At 50.3% G+C, this 17234-nt stretch carries 17 protein-coding genes; 12 read left to right on the top strand and 5 right to left on the bottom strand.

The genetic code is table 11. The features are described 5' to 3' along the window. Positions 1–6 precede the first annotated feature (6 nt). On the bottom strand, positions 7–1923 hold the full coding sequence (locus ACQKPA_RS17680) for an ATP-binding protein (protein ID WP_427493880.1): 1917 nt from the start codon (positions 1921–1923) through the stop codon (positions 7–9). A gap of 195 nt (positions 1924–2118) precedes the next feature. After that, complete coding sequence (locus ACQKPA_RS17675) at positions 2119–3570, bottom strand: SulP family inorganic anion transporter (protein ID WP_427493879.1); 1452 nt, start codon at positions 3568–3570, stop codon at positions 2119–2121. A 343-nt stretch (positions 3571–3913) separates the two neighbouring features. On the opposite strand from ACQKPA_RS17675, the gene ACQKPA_RS17670 reads away from it, so the two are divergent. The 4 genes from ACQKPA_RS17670 (at position 3914) to ACQKPA_RS17655 (ending at position 6581) form a co-directional block, all read left to right on the top strand. Further along, positions 3914–4612, top strand: coding sequence for a hypothetical protein (locus tag ACQKPA_RS17670; protein WP_427493878.1), 699 nt, complete (start codon positions 3914–3916; stop codon positions 4610–4612). A 280-nt stretch (positions 4613–4892) separates the two neighbouring features. Continuing rightward, entirely contained in the window at positions 4893–5069 is a 177-nt protein-coding gene (locus ACQKPA_RS17665) for a hypothetical protein (RefSeq protein WP_201259445.1), read from the top strand. Positions 5070–5161: 92 nt separating this feature from the next. Further along, positions 5162–5554, top strand: coding sequence for a hypothetical protein (locus ACQKPA_RS17660; protein WP_071223510.1), 393 nt, complete (start codon positions 5162–5164; stop codon positions 5552–5554). A 304-nt stretch (positions 5555–5858) separates the two neighbouring features. Further along, positions 5859–6581, top strand: a complete 723-nt coding sequence (locus ACQKPA_RS17655; protein ID WP_427494002.1) for a peptidylprolyl isomerase — start codon at positions 5859–5861, stop codon at positions 6579–6581. A 169-nt stretch (positions 6582–6750) separates the two neighbouring features. Here ACQKPA_RS17655 and ACQKPA_RS17650 read toward each other — a convergent pair whose 3' ends face one another. After that, a complete protein-coding gene (locus ACQKPA_RS17650) occupies positions 6751–8883 on the bottom strand; it encodes a class I SAM-dependent methyltransferase (RefSeq protein ID WP_427493877.1) in 2133 nt (710 codons plus the stop codon). Positions 8884–9053: 170 nt separating this feature from the next. Between ACQKPA_RS17650 and ACQKPA_RS17645 the strand changes: the two genes are divergently transcribed. The 3 genes from ACQKPA_RS17645 (at position 9054) to ACQKPA_RS17635 (ending at position 12159) form a co-directional block, all read left to right on the top strand. After that, entirely contained in the window at positions 9054–9773 is a 720-nt protein-coding gene (locus ACQKPA_RS17645) for a 3-ketoacyl-ACP reductase (protein ID WP_427493876.1), read from the top strand. Between the two features lie 247 nt (positions 9774–10020). Then, positions 10021–10944, top strand: coding sequence for an AEC family transporter (locus tag ACQKPA_RS17640; protein ID WP_076323014.1), 924 nt, complete (start codon positions 10021–10023; stop codon positions 10942–10944). A gap of 33 nt (positions 10945–10977) precedes the next feature. Then, complete coding sequence (locus ACQKPA_RS17635) at positions 10978–12159, top strand: MalY/PatB family protein (RefSeq protein WP_427493875.1); 1182 nt, start codon at positions 10978–10980, stop codon at positions 12157–12159. A gap of 329 nt (positions 12160–12488) precedes the next feature. Here ACQKPA_RS17635 and ACQKPA_RS17630 read toward each other — a convergent pair whose 3' ends face one another. Beyond that, entirely contained in the window at positions 12489–13016 is a 528-nt protein-coding gene (locus tag ACQKPA_RS17630; protein WP_427493874.1) for a hypothetical protein, read from the bottom strand. Positions 13017–13189: 173 nt separating this feature from the next. Between ACQKPA_RS17630 and ACQKPA_RS17625 the strand changes: the two genes are divergently transcribed. The 5 genes from ACQKPA_RS17625 to ACQKPA_RS17605 all read left to right on the top strand — a co-directional run bounded on the left by ACQKPA_RS17625 (position 13190) and on the right by ACQKPA_RS17605 (position 15985). Continuing rightward, positions 13190–13783 carry a M15 family metallopeptidase gene (locus ACQKPA_RS17625; RefSeq protein ID WP_427493873.1) on the top strand — a complete coding sequence of 198 codons (594 nt, stop codon included), beginning with the start codon at positions 13190–13192 and terminating at the stop codon, positions 13781–13783. A 222-nt stretch (positions 13784–14005) separates the two neighbouring features. Next, complete coding sequence (locus ACQKPA_RS17620) at positions 14006–14392, top strand: GntR family transcriptional regulator (RefSeq protein ID WP_427493872.1); 387 nt, start codon at positions 14006–14008, stop codon at positions 14390–14392. Continuing rightward, positions 14382–15260 (top strand): ATP-binding cassette domain-containing protein, encoded by an 879-nt coding sequence (locus ACQKPA_RS17615; protein WP_427493871.1) that lies wholly within the window; start codon positions 14382–14384, stop codon positions 15258–15260. The genes ACQKPA_RS17620 and ACQKPA_RS17615 overlap by 11 nt, the downstream gene beginning before the upstream one ends. Then, positions 15257–15706, top strand: coding sequence for a hypothetical protein (locus tag ACQKPA_RS17610; RefSeq protein ID WP_427493870.1), 450 nt, complete (start codon positions 15257–15259; stop codon positions 15704–15706). Before ACQKPA_RS17615 ends, ACQKPA_RS17610 begins: the two co-directional genes overlap by 4 nt. Before the next feature lie 27 nt (positions 15707–15733). After that, on the top strand, positions 15734–15985 hold the full coding sequence (locus tag ACQKPA_RS17605) for a hypothetical protein (protein ID WP_427493869.1): 252 nt from the start codon (positions 15734–15736) through the stop codon (positions 15983–15985). 81 nt (positions 15986–16066) lie between these two features. Here ACQKPA_RS17605 and mmsB read toward each other — a convergent pair whose 3' ends face one another. Then, positions 16067–17233: a multiple monosaccharide ABC transporter permease gene (mmsB, locus tag ACQKPA_RS17600; protein ID WP_071223521.1), complete on the bottom strand. Its 1167-nt coding sequence runs from the start codon at positions 17231–17233 to the stop codon at positions 16067–16069. Position 17234: the final 1 nt, after the last annotated feature.

Here is a 17234-nt window from a genome sequence, read left to right as displayed (position 1 = left end):
TTCCATTTATACTTCCCCTTCCTCCGTAGCAGGTACGGCCGGAAAGCGGATAATGGCCTCGGTCCCGCTGCCCTTTTCACTAACAAAATGAATGGTGCCATGCATCGCTTCGATGATTCGAAAGGTAACCATCAAGCCGAGCCCCGTCCCTTTGGACTTATTGGAGAAGTAAGCCTCGCCTAGTCTCTCAAGATCCGCAGCATCCATTCCGATGCCGTTATCTTTGATGTGAATGACCACTTCTTCTCCCTTAGCATAGGCCCATATGCGAATAACCCCTTCTCCATCCAGTGCTTCTATACTGTTCTTGACGATATTAATCATTGCTTGTTTGAGTTTGGAAGAATTACCTGTCATAAATAATTCCTTCGCGTTATCCAGCTCGATTGAGCCCCCGCTAAGATTGGCAAGCGGCAGCAGGATGCCTTTTACATGCTTCAACTCTTCATACACATTCAGCTTGGCCTCGTTCTCCAATTCAGGCTTAGCAAACGTGAGGAAATCCGTGATGATTCCCGAAGCCCGGTCCAGCTCCTTCAGCGCCAGGCCGAAATACTCCTTCTCCGCCTGTTTGGTGTTCTGTGCCAGAAGCTGCATGAAGCCGCGTGTCACTTGCAGTGGATTACGAACCTCGTGTGCTACTGAGGCAGCCAGCTCGCTGATGATCTCCATCTTCTCCGATCGCTGTAGCTCATTATTAAACATCTCCAGTTTCCTGGAATACTGCAGCACTTGCTCATGGCTGCGGACGAATTTACGGCCCAGCATGACGATCAAGGAGACAATCATTCCGATAATGCCCCACTTCCATAAAAAGAAATGATATTGCCCGTCATGGTAATAAAAAGCCAGCAGATCTCCGAGCGTCGCTAACGCCATTATCCCGAAGCCTACAGAAAAGATATAAGCGTCCTTGTTCCGCTTGGAAGCATACAGAATCGTAGTACCGACCAGCAGCAGCATCTGCAGGATAATCAGAATACCCAGGATCTTCACCGAAACCAAATAGTAGATCTCGTAAAATGAATGATGGCTGACCACATGGGCAACTAGAAATATCAGGCATATGACGGAATAGGCTATTTGAAATCTTCGGCAGTAGCGAATGACTCGATAGGGACCGGGACCATATATATTCTCAAAATAGTAATACAGCGCCGGCAGTACGGCGAAGAGTGAAATATCAAACACTGAGACCCACACGCTGCCTAGATCTCCATAGAAAGTGTATAGGAACGGTGAATACGTAATAAGCATAGCCCCGCTTGCCAGAATAACCAAGCTAAGCGACAGCCAGCTGGATACCGTATGCTTCGGAAGGAACAAGCAGCAAAAGAACATGACCACCGCAATAAACAGAAACGAGCTGCCCAATATGAAATCTTCCAGGTCATTCTTGATAAAGCTTCCACGCAAATGCTCATATTCGCCAAGTATAATATCGCCTTCGATGCCTAACGTCATATCCCTGACGCCGTTCGTCCATATATAAACGGTCTTGCCGGCATCATCCGGATAAACCGGAAGCAGAAGAGAATGATTCGTGTACATATAGTCTCGCTTGGCTTCATACACCTGTTCATTCTCCAAGAAAGCCAAAACATCCTGTCCCTTGATGCGGTCAATCATGATGGCCGAATGTTTCCAAGGGAGAGCCGGTAAAGTAAAACGATTCCATGCTGAATACACCCCATCTGACTCGGGGGGTCCCTTCTTGTCTGGTATTCCCGCCAACCAACTTCGTCCCTGCAGGTTGACCGGCGAAACAACCTCCTGTTGTTCGCTATCCCACATAAACTGCCAATCGGATATCACGATTTGAGGACTCTTTGCGTCCGATTTTCCCGGTGATATGGTCGATATAATCAGCAGCAACGGTACCACCAGCAGAAGCAGGAATATGGATTTGGGCATATCCTTCATCTAGTCAGCACCTCTAACCGTCTATAGTCAATAAAAGTCCGCATCTTCTCCGTCCGGCTGATTCGACAAACTTCGTGTTCATTTACAATCAATATAACATGAAACGTCTGTTCCGTTTGTAAATTTTTTATTACATATTGGCAAATGAAAAGGGATCGCCCTTAACCCTAAGGTTAAAAGCAATCCCTTACACCTCTAGTGCGTGGAGCTTGAAGCAATGCCGACTTTATCAACCATCCGCTGACTTTCATCGTTCAACCCCACAAGCCTGATGTCTTTACCCGCTTCCTTGTACTTATTCAATACCTTGGAAATGGCATTCGTGGCTGACTGATCCCATACATGGGATTTGGAAAAATCAATCACGACCTGCTCTGGGTCCTCATTCACATCAAACAGGTTTACAAAATACATCATCGTTCCGAAAAATAACGGTCCCCGGATTTCGTATACCTTCGTACCGTTTGGCTGCACATGCGGTACGGCATGGATTTTTGCCATTTTCCAGCCGAAATTCAGCGCGCTTAAAATAATTCCGATCATGACCCCGATGGCCAGATTATGCGTTGCCACCACGATGATTACCGTTGCCAGCATGACAATGGCATCACCCAGCGGAACACGGTGAAGCGTGCGAAGCGATCCCCATTCAAACGTACCGATGGAAACCATAAACATAACCCCGACAAGCGCTGCCATCGGAATTTGTTTCACGACATCGCCGAGCACAATGATGAGAAACAGCAGGAACACACCGGACACCAGCGTTGATAACCGGGTGCGACCGCCCGATTTCACATTAATCACCGTCTGTCCGATCATGGCGCAGCCGGCCATGCCGCCGAAAAAACCAGTGATCACGTTGGAAACACCCTGACCGCGAATTTCGCGGTTCTTGTCGCTGCCGGTCTCCGTCATCTCATCCACGAGCGACGCCGTCAGCAGCGATTCCGTCATCCCGACGACAGCAAGAGCCAGAGATATTGGCAATATCGTCATGATCATATCCAAACTAATGGTTACATTCGGAATGTGGAAGAACGGAAGAGTCTGCGTAATGTTGCCCATGTCGCCCACCGTTTGCACAGGAGCTTTGAACCACACCGCGATGATGGTCATCACGATGATGGCAACAAGCGCCGACGGAACCGCTTTGGTAACCAGCGGCAGCAAGTAGATAATAAGCAGCGTTCCGATGACCATCAAGTACATGGGCCACGACTCGCCCTTGAAATTCGGAAGCTGGGCCAGAAATATGATGATGGCCAGCGAGTTCACGAATCCGGTGATGACCGGCTGGGGAACAAACGTAATAAACCGCCCGAATTTGAGTGCCCCCATCAACAATTGCAAAATACCCGTAAGAATGGTTGCCGCATACAAATACTCGATCCCGTGCATCGCCACGAGCGGTCCCATTAATGACGCCATGGCCCCTGTTGCTGCGGAGATCATGCCGGGACGGCCCCCAAAAAATGAAATACTGACTGCTATCACGAAAGAGGCATAGAGTCCAACCATGGGATCGACGCCCGCCATGATGGAAAATGCGATCGCTTCCGGTATGAGAGCGAACGCTACCGTCAATCCTGACAAAATATCCCTGCGCGAGTTGCCAAAGAAGCCTTGTTTAATCCATTGAAACAAAGTCCTGATCACTTCCTGTTCTATTGTATTGGTTTGACAATCCACTCTCAGAATTGTCCTGGTCCGATAATCACTTTTTCGATTATAACGGGATCATTTCAAAATTTCATTATTCAATTTTAGGAACCTATCCCACGATATCATTCATTTTCTCCCGTTTGTCTTGAATTTCGTCCATTTTTCCAAGTTGAAAATTTTCATAATAAGGCAAATGACAGGGAAAGATAAAAACTTGTTTGGTTTATCATAACCTGAAGGAATCCACGATTCATTCTTGATTCAGCGGGTAAAGTCGAAGTATAGAAACCTATTGTATTTGAGCTCATGGAAGGAGATGGACCATATGCGAGACGAAAATAACCGTAATACGCTGGCAGATTTAACATATTTGGAATTCGAGGCCAAACGGAGAGTCGAGGATACGGATATGATTCCACAAGATGATCTGAGAGACGTCAACACCTACACGGAGCAAAGCCTTAGCAGCGAAGACGCAGACCACATCGCCTACGATCAGAATGAAGCTGCGCCTGCGGATGCGAAACCGGAAGAACGTTTGAACCCGGATCACAGTGCCATCGATGCATGGGAAGCGACCGGTGCCGATCCCGATCAGCGGACCATTGCCGACGAGAGAAGCTTTTCCTCCTCGGGACTGGCTGAAGCAGACCGGATCGAACGGGATCGACCAGTCGATGAAACTTACATTCGCGATGTCGCAGATGATGTAACGGATCGGGAATGGCGAGCCGTCGAAGGTGAGCCCCCTTCTCGCCCCGGAGACGAAATTATCGGTCAATACTCCGGCGATACAGAGCGGCGGCTTGCAGCTGACGCTTCATTAACCGGCAGCGGAACTGCGTTTTTAAATCAGGACATTTTTACGAATTACCCGTCCGAAGAAGATGAGTACCAGCCGCTGGAGGATGTACCGGATGCGGACGCAATAGCCGCTAACAGTCCGGTGGACCCAGCTGCCCCGCCGACGGAACAGATGCACGGTACCGATCTACTAAACGGCAGCCATGGTGAGGACGACTAAACCTGCTAAACCCGCCTCTCCTAATAGGAAGGCGGGTCTTATACTTGTATGGGTATGATCCTCTATTTTCCGAATATGATATCCAGCCAGCCGAGAAATGACATCCACAGCAGGATGCCGATCAAGGTACCCCATATGAGTGCTGTTAATATGTTTCCCTTTCTTTCCATGCCTATGCCTCCCATACAACATCTTTTATAGTAAAACAGTATGGGTCGAGCTATCAGTTCTTATACTAGCCAACCATTTCAAAGACTAGATTTAATAGGAGGAACAGCCGATGAAGAAGCATCCTGACGAGAACCCGCGTTTAGTGACCGAACGCGACATTGATGAGGATTTTGGTCTGTTTGTTGAGGATTCATATCCGGACAGTATCCCGATACCCGACAGCATCAAACACGAGAAGCCGGATGGCAGTGAAACGAGCAATCGCGGAAACTCTTCATCTTCCTGATCCCTCACACCGGAGATGTAACCTCTACGTTCACCCATGTCATACCTTCCAACATACACTACACCATACGACCCTGGAAGGATGATGCTGATATGAAAGGATTGCCGATCCATCCCTGCGGACATAAAATCACGCTGCAGCAGCGGCTGGCCTCTTTAACCGGTCATCTGGTAGAAGTCAACGCACCGAACACCGGTTTAGAACCCGGACGTTTGCAGCGGGTATTCCCGAAAAATTTCATCAAGGTGCAAGGCGAGCTCTTTGTGCCGTCCAGTCTCAACTCGGTTCGGGTATTTGATGTCAAGCCGCCGGGCAAAACGGTGCTGGTAGGCGTGCGGACCACCTTCTCTACCCGTGGTGCCTTTAACCGGATCCGTCTGGTCAGAATCGGAGCCGACTTTATTGAATTGCTCGCCAAGGATAAAAACCGTTCCCGGATTCTGCTCCCTTTAAACAAAGTGGAGGGCATATTCCCGGTGAAGTAGAGACAGTTAAACGTTTTTTTTCCTCAAGCTTCCAGACTTGCGACAAGTCCGGAGGCTTATTTTTTGATTATGGAATGCAAAGCTGAACCCCACTCGATCATCGGCTTCAGTGAAGCTGAATCGATTCTATAATCGCAAGGACAACATTCTCCAAACGTGGTCTTGCCTCTGTGACATTTCTTCGATAACGTTTTCTTAATGTATACTCACCTTTTTCGATTTTCAGTACTTGTCCAACCTGTGATAAAATATGATACAGATTAAATACTTAAGGCTTGATAAGGAATAACAGGAGGAATCAATGATGTTGAAACGCAGAACACGCTGGATGCCCGCCCTATTCGTCATCCTTGCGCTGCTGCTCGTGATGACGGCATGCGGTCAGAATGACAAGGGAGCCGAAAGCGGCGCAGGCGGCGGAACGGGCTCGACGACCGGGGCAACAGCACCCGAAGCGGAACCGCCGAAGGAAACCGAAGTTAAGCAGAACGTGCCCGACCCGAACGCCAGCCACCCTATCGTCACCATTGAGATGGAGAACGGCAAAACGATAAAGCTTGAACTTTATCCGGAGGTTGCGCCGAACACGGTGAACAATTTCATCTCCCTGGTGGAACAAGGATTCTACGATGGGACAGGCTTTCACCGCGTCATCCCCGGCTTCATGATTCAGGGAGGCGACCCTGACGGTAACGGAACGGGGGGACCCGGCTACGCTATTCCCGGCGAATTTACGTCCAACGGCTTTCAGAATGACCTGAAGCATACGACAGGCGTATTATCGATGGCCCGGGCGCAGGATCCAAACTCCGCCGGATCGCAATTTTTCATTATGGTTGCGGATGCACCTTCGCTGGATGCTCAGTACGCATCCTTCGGAAAGGTGATCGAAGGAATGGAAACCGCAGAGGAAATCGTGGGCTTGGAGCGGGATCAGATGGATAAACCGCTTGAGGTTCCCGTCATGAAGAAAGTGACGGTTGATACGCTCGGCAAGGATTATCCGGACCCCGAGAAGCAGGAATAGCATCTTTTCGGATAAGCACTGCCTTGCAAGTTCGTGCATTGGTGCACATCCCGGATCACTTGTGAATACAGGCATACCGGCAGGTTTAACGACACAACAAAACAAGACCCGTACGCTGAATAGAGCGTGTGGGTCTCTTTTTTTAAGTTACAGCCTGTTTTTGTCTCTTCTAGGAATGGGCCGGCTTCTCGATGACGTACAAGCAAGTGCTGTCAGGCAGCCTCACCGGCTTCCCATCTTCATCCATGAATTCGATTCGATCAGCCAATGCCTCGGCATATCCTTCCTGCAGATAATGCTGCTGCACGCGGATGATCGCCTCAGGACCTAACGTCCTGCGTATACATTCTGCATACTGCGTAGGCGTAAAGTAGCCAAACTGCTCTTGCACTTCATGAACGTAAGCTTCAGCGCCCCAAGTATAGGTGTACAGGAACTCCATTGCATCGTTCACGGGCATGCGCACTTCCGCCTCGGCCAGCTGCTCGTATGATATGACCCGCCCTTTGAAATCCGAGGCATATCGGATCAGCCATTCCATACCGTCGGTCTCAAGGAAGCGGATTCTTCTCCAGGCATCCTCGGGCTCGGTCATAATCCCGTCGCGGATAATGATGCGGCCTCCGGGTGCAAGCACATCATAGGCACTGAGCAAGGCTGCCTCCACGGTCGCCGTATTGAAGCGTGAACCATCCGTCTCAATGTACGAATACAACTCATGTAAGATCGAGGAGAAAATGACCGTATCCACACTCCCCGGCTCCACGTAATCCCTGAGATTCAGCGCATCCCCCTTCATCACTTCCCATGCTTTGTGCTCCAAACGTTTACGTTTCTCCAGCGCTTCAATCACATTCGAAGAGATGTCGATCCCGACCGGACACGCTTGCGGCAGCCGTTCCTCGATCAGGTCTAGCAGCACACCGCCTCCGGGCCCGATATCCAGCACCGCCGTTCCCGTAATATAATCCAGAATCACTTTTTTGTAATCTCCCGTGCTGTTCATATCGCTCAAATAACTCTCTTCGTTATGAAATCTGTCGTAGGCGTCGCGGCGCAGGCCGAACAGGTCGAACAGGAGCAGGACCGCTTTCTCATAGAGCGGCGACTTCTCCGCTTCGATGCAAAATTCAATTAATTTCTCCGCCGCTTGCGAGAATTCGAAGGTAAAAAATACCGTATCCGGCAGCTCCGGCTTCCGTTCGATCCGGTGGCTCAGATGCGGGTTGGCCATCACCGACCCATGAAGGCAAGACGCCCAATCCGTTTGGCGCAAATATTGCTCAATCATTCTCTTCTTATATACGTTCAGCTTCTTGACGCCTTTGTAATCGTAATACATATCGTTCATCAGCGGCTCAAAGCTTAAGTGGTTCACCGAATCCGGCAGCAGCCGATCCCCCTGCCCCTCCGCAAGCGGCTGATCCGTGTCCCGCTTCTCCGAATGGAGAGCAAGCAGAAGAACCTTCACGAATTCTTCCAACGAGAAATCCTGCAGGGCGGCTTCCACGTACCAGAGCGTCATATCCTGAAATCCATGCAGAACAGCTGACAGATCACACTGCTCACGAATCCCGTGAAGCTGCTTATCGAAGTCTTCTCCGCGGGCAATCGAAACGGATCGAAGACGACGCAGCCGTTCCTCGTAAGTCCACCGATCCGGTACGGTCCCTTCGGCAAGATTACGAATAAGCTGGGTTATTTCTTCCTGAACGGAATGCCAGAGCTCCTCCGATACACCGCCGATGATGCAGTGATTCAAGGGGATTAGCAGCCGGATCAACTCATCTGCGGTCAGCCGTCCTTCCTCCGTAAGCTTATGCAGCGGCAGGTTCTCTTCAAAAGCGACTTCCCCGCGAATGTGTTGCCCGAGCAGTCCATGGGTAAGTATGAGTGTATGGACCATCTCCTCATGCGGAGACATAGTCCCATTGCTGTCCCGCATATGTCTCTCGTATAGCTGGGCAGACCCGATATTATGAAGGAACAAGTTAATGCCCGACTGCTGCCAGCGAAGGCGATCCCGCATCGTTCCGCCCTTGGCCGTCTCCGCCCACACCAGTACTTCTTCCAGCAGTTCTTTGATCCAATAGGAAACAGGCAGCGAATCCAGTATCTTTAATGTACGTTCTACATAATCGAGCACGGGGTTGGCATTGGCCAATTGGCCAATGGACGTAATCCGTTCCAGATTCACGATTCGTTCTTCGGCTGATACCAGTTTCATTAACCATGGATGCCTCTTGGCAGCCGCTTCATCCCCCTGCCGAAAAGCGGTTATGATATCCAGCGCGTGCAGCATAGATTGTTCCTCCACTTCCTGAAATAATAATGAACACGTTACGTTTTTTCGCTGCTACGATTATAACAAATTCCTGTCGATGGAATGCAAGCATTTGGTAGTAGCCATTGTTACAGGGTATACTGGTCAACGAAACCATATTTTTTATTGATGTGAAGGAGTGAGTGGACATGAGCCTGAAAAATAAAACAGCCCTCATCACGGGTGCAGGTAAAGGGATTGGACGTGTTCTGGCGATTGCTCTTGCCAAGGAAGGCGTGCACGTTGGTCTTGTCGCCCGTACGGCAGCTGATCTGGAGCCGCTGAGCGCCCTGGTTGCTGAACAATATGGTGTCAGAGCCGTGGCTGCAGTTGCCGACGTTTCCGTGCAGAACGAGGCAGAGGCTGCTTTTGCAGCGGTAAACATGGAGCTCGGCTCGGTGGACATTCTGATTAACAATGCGGGCATTGCCCAGTTCGGCAATCTGCTGGAAATGGAGCCTGAAGCCTGGAAACGTATCGTTGACGTAAATCTGATGGGGACTTACTACATGACGCGCGCAGCGCTGCCCGGCATGATCGAGCATAACAAGGGCGATATCATCAACATCTCTTCTACGGCCGGAGAGCGTGGATTCGCCACAGGCTCTGCCTATAATGCTTCTAAATTTGCCGTTATGGGACTGACCGAAGCTGTGCTCCAGGAGGTCCGCAAACACAATATTCGGGTGACCGCACTGACCCCAAGCACCGTGAACACGGATCTTGCCGTCAATGCCGGCCTGAAGATCGGCGACGAGGACCGGATGATGCAGCCGGAAGACGTGGCTGAGCTTGTACTCGCTGCGCTGAAGCTGCCGCAGCGCGTATTTGTCAAATCCGCCGGGATTTGGACAACCAACCCGCAATAATGGCGCGTCGACAAACGCACCTATTGCTATAGCCATTCAAGGGTGTTCCCTGGTCATCGGCCAAGGGAGCACCCTTTTTGTGTACAGCCTGGATCTATAGCGACCGTAACACGACCAGCAACAATTGTTCTTTTTTCCATACGGAATCAAGTGTCAACAATCCTTTGTCATGATATAATGACATGGCGTCATACGACAGCCAGATATTTACCTTAAGCTACACTCATGGAAAGAAGATGACAACAGCATGATCGCCGATATTTTACTTGAAGTGGTACTTCCCATCTTTGTCCTGATAGGCTTTGGCATTATTATGCAATATGCTTTTAAGCTCGATTTGTACACACTCGCCAAAATCAATTTTTACTACATTACGCCTGCTGCCGTATTTATGAGTATGTACGAGTCCAAGATGTCGCCGCAGCTCCTGGGCATGGTGGCCTTATTTTATGCGCTCTATATCGGCGTACTCTATCTGATCAGCATGCTGGTTGCCAAACAGCGCAAGTTCAATCGGGGGATGAGAGCTGCTTTTACCAACAGCCTTCTGCTCGACAATTCGGGAAACTACGGCCTTCCGATCAATGACCTCGCCTTCAAGGGAGATCCGATGGCCGGCTCCGTACAAGCGCTCATCATGTCTTTTCAGAGCCTCCTTACGTTCACGTACGGAGTTATTTCCATTCAGGGAGCCAAGACGGAAGGATTATACAAACAGGCCATCATCGGATTCTTGAAAATGCCCGTTCCCTATGCCCTCGTCATCGGCATTGTGCTGCATGCCCTTGCGCTGCCGCTTCCGGTCTTTATTTCGCAGCCGTTGATGTATGCGGACCAGTCCATGGTAGCAATTGCCCTGCTGACGCTCGGTGCACAGATCATTAAATATCCGCTCCGTCTGCGGCGACTCGACGTTTACCTGAGCGTTCTGCTCCGTCTCCTGGTCGCGCCGGCCATCGGCATTCTGATCGTGCTGCTGCTTGGCTTAAAGGGCATCCCGGCTCAAGCGCTCATCATTGCTTCAGGCATGCCGGTTGGCGTAAATTCATCCATTCTAGCGGAAGAATATCAGAATGAGCCTGATTTTGCTGCACAAACTGTCCTTATATCGACCATACTAAACGTAATTACAATTACCGGCTTAATCACATTAGCCAAATTTGTAGCTTAACGCTAACTCATCTTTGCTAGGAGGAATTTACATATGAATTTTGATCTTGCGATAAACCGAACCTGTACCGACTGTCATAAGTGGGATAATGTTCCCACCGTCTTCGGCGTGCCGGATGCGCTTCCGATGTGGGTGGCTGACATGGATTTTGCCGCGCCGCCTGCCGTTATCAAGGCGCTCCATCAACGGGTGGAGCATGGCGTTTTCGGATATACGTTCCCGTCCGACTCTTACCGTGAAGCGATTAGCGACTGGATGAAGAAACGCCACAGCTGGAGCATTCAGCAGGAGTGGATTCAATTCTGTCCGGGTGTCGTTCCGGCACTCAGTCTTATCGTGGATGCGTTCACCGAGCCTGGTGATCAAGTTGTCATCCAGACGCCGGTCTATCCGCCGTTCTATAGCGTCGTTCAGGACCATGGCCGTGAGCTGGTGCATAACCCGCTTCTTCTAAGCGAAGAGGGGGATTACTCGATGGATTTCGAGGACCTGGAGAAGAGTTTTTCTACCGGCAAAGTCAAAATGATCATTCTGTGCAGTCCGCACAACCCGGTGGGACGGGTGTGGACCAGAGCGGAATTGGATCGTCTGGCCTCCCTCTGCCAGCAATACGATGTGCTTGTCGTATCCGATGAAATCCATGCGGATCTGTTGTTTGAACCCGGTGCGCATACGCCATTCGCCGCGCTGTCCGAGGATGCCGCCGAGCGTTCCGTCATCTGTACCGCACCAAGCAAGACGTTTAATATCGCCGGTCTTAACACGGCGAACATCATCATCCCGAATGAGCAGCTGCGCAGCAAGTTCCGCAAAATATTGAACCGTTACGCCATCGGCTCCATTACACCGATGGGCGCCGCCGCCACCGAGGCCGCTTACCGTGAGGGCGGACAATGGCTGGATGAACTCCTGGTTTATATCCGCGGGAACATGGAGCTGGTTGCGAATTACGCACAGGAGCATCTGCCCGAGCTGAAGGTGGTTATACCGGAGGCTACTTACCTGCTGTGGATTGATTTCCGTGGAATGGGCATGTCCCACGAGGACTTAAATCGCTTCCTGGTTCAAGAGGCGAAGCTTGGATTAAACAGCGGGGCGGCCTTCGGGAAGGAAGGCGAGGGCTTCATGCGCATGAACCTGGCCTGCACGCGCGCCACCGTTCAGGAGGCGTTGTCTCGCCTGCATAAAGCCATCGAGGAATGGCGGAAAGCATAAGACATAAGCTCAATCACAAAAGGAGCCGCGCTATACGCGCAGCTCCTTTTTTATTGCTTGCAAAATTTCGAACCCTGCCTAGATGAAATCAGCATGAAGCCGGCTGCTTCCAAGTAACATGGTCGTTTGGCTGGATCCATATTTTTGCGTGGTATGCTACTGCAAATGCGATCTGGTAATCCCCGGTATCCGAGATCATGACAACCCCGTCAAAGAACCAATCCGTCGGCTCTCCAGCTTGGTTCACGCAACTGATCTGAATCGGATCTGTCAGCTTTGATCATTGTAGTAAACCTGTTATCCTGTTCCGTCCATACGATCGAGCAGTCTTACATCATGCTTCCGTTGTCGTCTGTACCAGAAGTCAGCCCCTCCATCGTTACGGCTCCATTCAGACTGTCGCCGGCCACCTGTCCCCGCTCCATCTGATAACCCGCGTCCAGCATCGAACCATCCAGCTGATGAAGCTGCTGGCTGACTTGGTCCATCTGCTGGAACAGCTGACGATGTTGATAAGCTTCGGCATACTCGCTCTGCTGCGTTGTCTCGTCCATTTGCTCGAATGCCGTTTTGTTATCGCCCAGTACCTGGCGGTACTGCTCCGCTGTAGCTGTTCGGATATCCTGCACCGCGTTCATCATCCCATGCAAGACCATTCGGCAATTCACCAGTTCCTGCCGAACGGCAGAAGAAGTTTCAGGCGTAACCGCAGCCTGGGCGCTTTGAAGCTCGGATTGGATCTGACTGAGCTGGCTTACGATCATCCCGACTTCATTCATTCCCCCGTTTTGTGCTGCAGCGGTCAATTGGCCCGATAGCTGGTTGAGTCTCATCGACATATTTTGAATATTATTCATTGCATGTCCCCCTTTTCCGGATAGCGTCCATTTTATAAATAGGATGCGATAAACCATGGATTGCTATTCATGTCGATATCTGGTCGGAAGATCACGTCTGTTGGAATAGGGGGCCGGATGCCGATATAATAGAGTAAGCCATCATATGAAAGTAGGTAGATTAAAGAGTCCGCATGATCAAACGCAAAAAAACGACACTTTTCCTAATTGCTGCCTTATTACTCGCCATATTTTACATGCAGCTGCAAACCGCCATACCGGGATTCATCAGCGATCTCGATTTTGATTTTAATAGCAAAGAAACCCCTGAAATCACCCAGCTCCACCCTTATGTATTACAGCAAAAGAATGAGCTTGTCCGTCTCACGAAGAAAAAAGGAATCACGATTATCATAACGGACGGTTACCGCAGCCATGAGGAGCAGACCCGAATCTACAATCAGGGCCGCAGCACCGAAGGCGACATCGTGACGAATGCCAAGGCTGGAGAATCCCTCCACAACTATGGCCTTGCGATTGATTTTGCGCTAAGACTAAAGGATGGCACCGTTATCTGGGATATGGAATATGACGGGAACGGAAACGGCAAGGCCGACTGGATGGAAGTTGTGGAGATTGCCAAAGAATTAGGCTTCCAGTGGGGCGGCGATTGGGCCAACTTTCCGGATTATCCGCATCTGCAGATCGATTTTGGACTAACGATCCGTGATTTGAAACGGGGAAAGCTCCCTCCCATGGACGCTTCCGAAACTTTGGAAGCAAAGTGAACGGCTAAGCAGCGCATGTCCGTCAAACCTTACGCATCACCGTTTAGATTAATGCCGACCAGATCGTTCTGGTCGGCATTTTTGACGTTATTCTGTACCAACGCTCTTGATGATTCGTGACATCCAACCAAATGCTTGACATTCGATTCACCTTTTTGTTATATAGTCATATATATAAGTATATAACCTTAACAGGACATGAAAGCAAGGCGGTGATTCTTATTGAGCGGTACCGTACACCCAGATAATAAGTCCCTGTTCATCCAGATCAAGGAGAAGATCGAGGACCAGATCGTGAATGATCTACTGCTTGAAGGTGAACAGGTTCCTTCCACGACGCAGCTCTCCCAATTTTACAAAATCAATCACATCACGGTATTAAAGGGCATCAACCTGCTGGTTGATGCCGGACTCATCTATAAAAAGCGAGGTGTCGGCATGTTTGTTGCAGAGGGGGCCAAGGAAATGCTGCTCCAGACCCGAAAGAGTGCATTTGCGGAACATTATGTGGTGCCTATGGTACAGGAAGCAGACAAACTCGGCTTATCCACGGATGAGCTTTTCCACATCATAACCCAGTTAAAAGTAAGTGACGTCCATGAATCTTGATATTCAGCTTGATCGCCTATCGGTGGTATATGGTGACCTCGAAGCCGTCCGCAATGTTTCGTTTCATCTCCCGGCCGGCAAAATTTATGGTCTCTTGGGGCGGAATGGAGCAGGCAAAACCTCGCTTCTGTCTGTTCTTGCTTCATTTCGTGAACCCTCATCGGGATCGGTTACGGTCGGCGGTGAGCAGCCGTTCGAAAATGCAAAAATCATGAAGGAGGTCTCCTTCATCTACGATATCGACTATAAAGACGAGACCGACAAGGTCAAGGCAGCGATTGAATCGGCAGCCAGGCACCGCCCCCATTTCGATACCGGATATGCCCTTGAGCTTGCACGCAAATTCAATTTGCCCTTGGATAAACAGCTGAAGCAGCTTTCCAAAGGGATGCAATCCGCTTTTAACGTATGCATCGGACTTGCCAGCCGCTCGCCGGTGACCATATTGGATGAGGTTTATCTCGGCATGGATGCGCCGTCACGCGAATTTTTTTACCGGGAGCTGCTGGAAGACCAGGAGCGCCATCCCCGTACATTCATTCTCTCCACCCACCTGGTTTCGGAGATGGATTATCTGTTCGAAGAAGTCATTATCATTCACAAAGGCCAGTTCGTGCTGCAAGACGATTATGAAAGCCTCACATCCCGAGGCGTTTCCATTACGGGCCCGGCGGCTAAGGTAGATGAATTCATCCAGGGTATGAAGGTGCTCACCGTGCAGCAGCTCGGTTCTACCAAAGCCGTCATGGTCTATGGAGAATTAAGCGAGGAAGCTCAGCTGGCCGCACACCGGGCGGGACTTGAGATCGGGCCGATCTCGCTTCAGGACTTGTTTATCCATCTGACGGGGGAGGAATATTCCGCATGAAAAAGACGTCATCTGCCGTAACCAGAGTATCGACGGACATGTTTTTTCATCAAGGCAGTTGGGCCTTGGGATTTCTATTTGTAGTGCTGCTGATCAATATTGGAGTCGGCATCGGTACCAGCATGGGTGTCAATGTTCGCGCAGGAATCGCAGAGGAGGATTTCTTCTCTATCACTTACCGCTCTACCAAAGGATTTATGCTCGTCATCGGCATCATTTCGGCCTACGGCTTTCTGAGCTATTATGTGAGACACGGGATTACGCGCAGGGATTTCTTTAAGGGAGCCGCATTGGCGGCCGTCTATCTATCATTGGCCTTTCCAGTCGTAGTGGGTCTGGTCAATTGGATCATCGGGATGGTTACCTCCCATGATGCCAGCAGCACCTTGCTGCTGCAGAAGTTCGATAACAACTGGCTGCTGATACTTGTCTCCTATGGCGTCTAAATCTTTATCTACTATTTGATGGGATGGATGATTGGATCCGGGTTTTACCGGTTTGGCTGGATTCGCGGCTTGGGGTGGATCGCACTAGCCCTCGTGTTGATCGGCTTCATGGACGCATTGTGGCAATTCGAGCTGGCTTCCATATGGGAACAGTGGCTGCCGGTCACGACAGACTTTTCCGTTACGCTGCCGGTCTCTCTTGCAGGCTCCCTGATCGTCATCCTGATTGCACTTATTCTGATTCGGCTGATCACGCGAAGAGTTACGATCAAAATGTAATATGTACGCCAAAATGGCTGATTCACGGATAGCAGCATATCTGCTCCGGAGTCAGCCATTTATCATTTACATCGCTTTGAATTAAGCAGCGCTGCTCTTCTTTTTATTGTAAATATCGAAAGCTACCGCCGCGAGAAGAACCAGGCCCTTGATGCCTTGCTGCCAGTCGATGCCAAGACCTACCAGCGACATTCCGTTATTGAGCACGCCCATGACAAGACCGCCGATAATGGCGCCAAAGACCGTACCGATCCCGCCGGTAGCCGATGCGCCGCCGATGAAGCTCGCCGCGATGGCATCCAGCTCAAAGTTCGTCCCGGCTCTTGGGGTCGCCGCGTTCAAGCGGGCGGCAAAGATCAACCCGGAGATCGCTGCCATTACGCCCATATTAACGAATACCCAGAACGTGACCTTCTTGGTTTTCACGCCGGACAGCGCCGCCGCCTTCTCGTTGCCGCCGAGCGCATAAATATGACGGCCCATCACGGTTTTGTTCATCACGAAGGAATAGATGATGATCAGCACCAACAGCAGAATCAGAATGTTCGGGAGGCCGGCATAACTGGCCAGCATGAACGTAAAGGCATTGATCACCGCCGCGATAAGGATAAGCTTCAAGAGGAACAAGCCGTTTGGCAGAACTTCGAAGTTGTATTTTTTATGCGATTTTCGCTCGCGAAGCTCATTGATCAGGAAAATCACCGTAAAGACGATACCCGCCAGAATGGCGATCAGATTGGTGCCGGTATTACCGAAGTCCGGAATAAAGCCGGAACTCAGCTTCTGGAAGCCTCCCGGAAATGGCGCGATGGATTGGCCCTCCAGCACGATCATGGTTAGACCGCGGAACAAGAGCATGCCCGCCAGGGTTACGATAAAGGCCGGTATCTTCACATAAGCCACCCAGAATCCCTGCCAAGCTCCGATCAGGCCGCCGACGATTAAGGATACGATGACGGCAATGACGGGATGCAGCTGCATATCGACCATCATGATCGCTGCAACCGCACCGACGAACGCGGCTACCGAACCGACCGACAAATCAATATGACCCGTAATAATGACTAGCACCATGCCGATGGCTAATACGAGGATGTAGCTGTTCTGGAGAATCAGGTTCGTGATGTTGATCGGCTCCAGCAGCAGTCCGCCCGTAATAATCTGGAAAAATATCATAATGACAACAAGGGCGATAATCATCCCGTATTGGCGGATGTTGTTTTTGAACATTTTTTTGAGTGTCTCCATG

The sequence above is a fragment of the Paenibacillus sp. NPDC093718 genome (assembly GCF_050279985.1).
Taxonomy (GTDB): Bacteria; Bacillota; Bacilli; order Paenibacillales; family Paenibacillaceae; genus Paenibacillus_AQ.
This window is presented reverse-complemented; position numbering and strand designations above follow the sequence as displayed.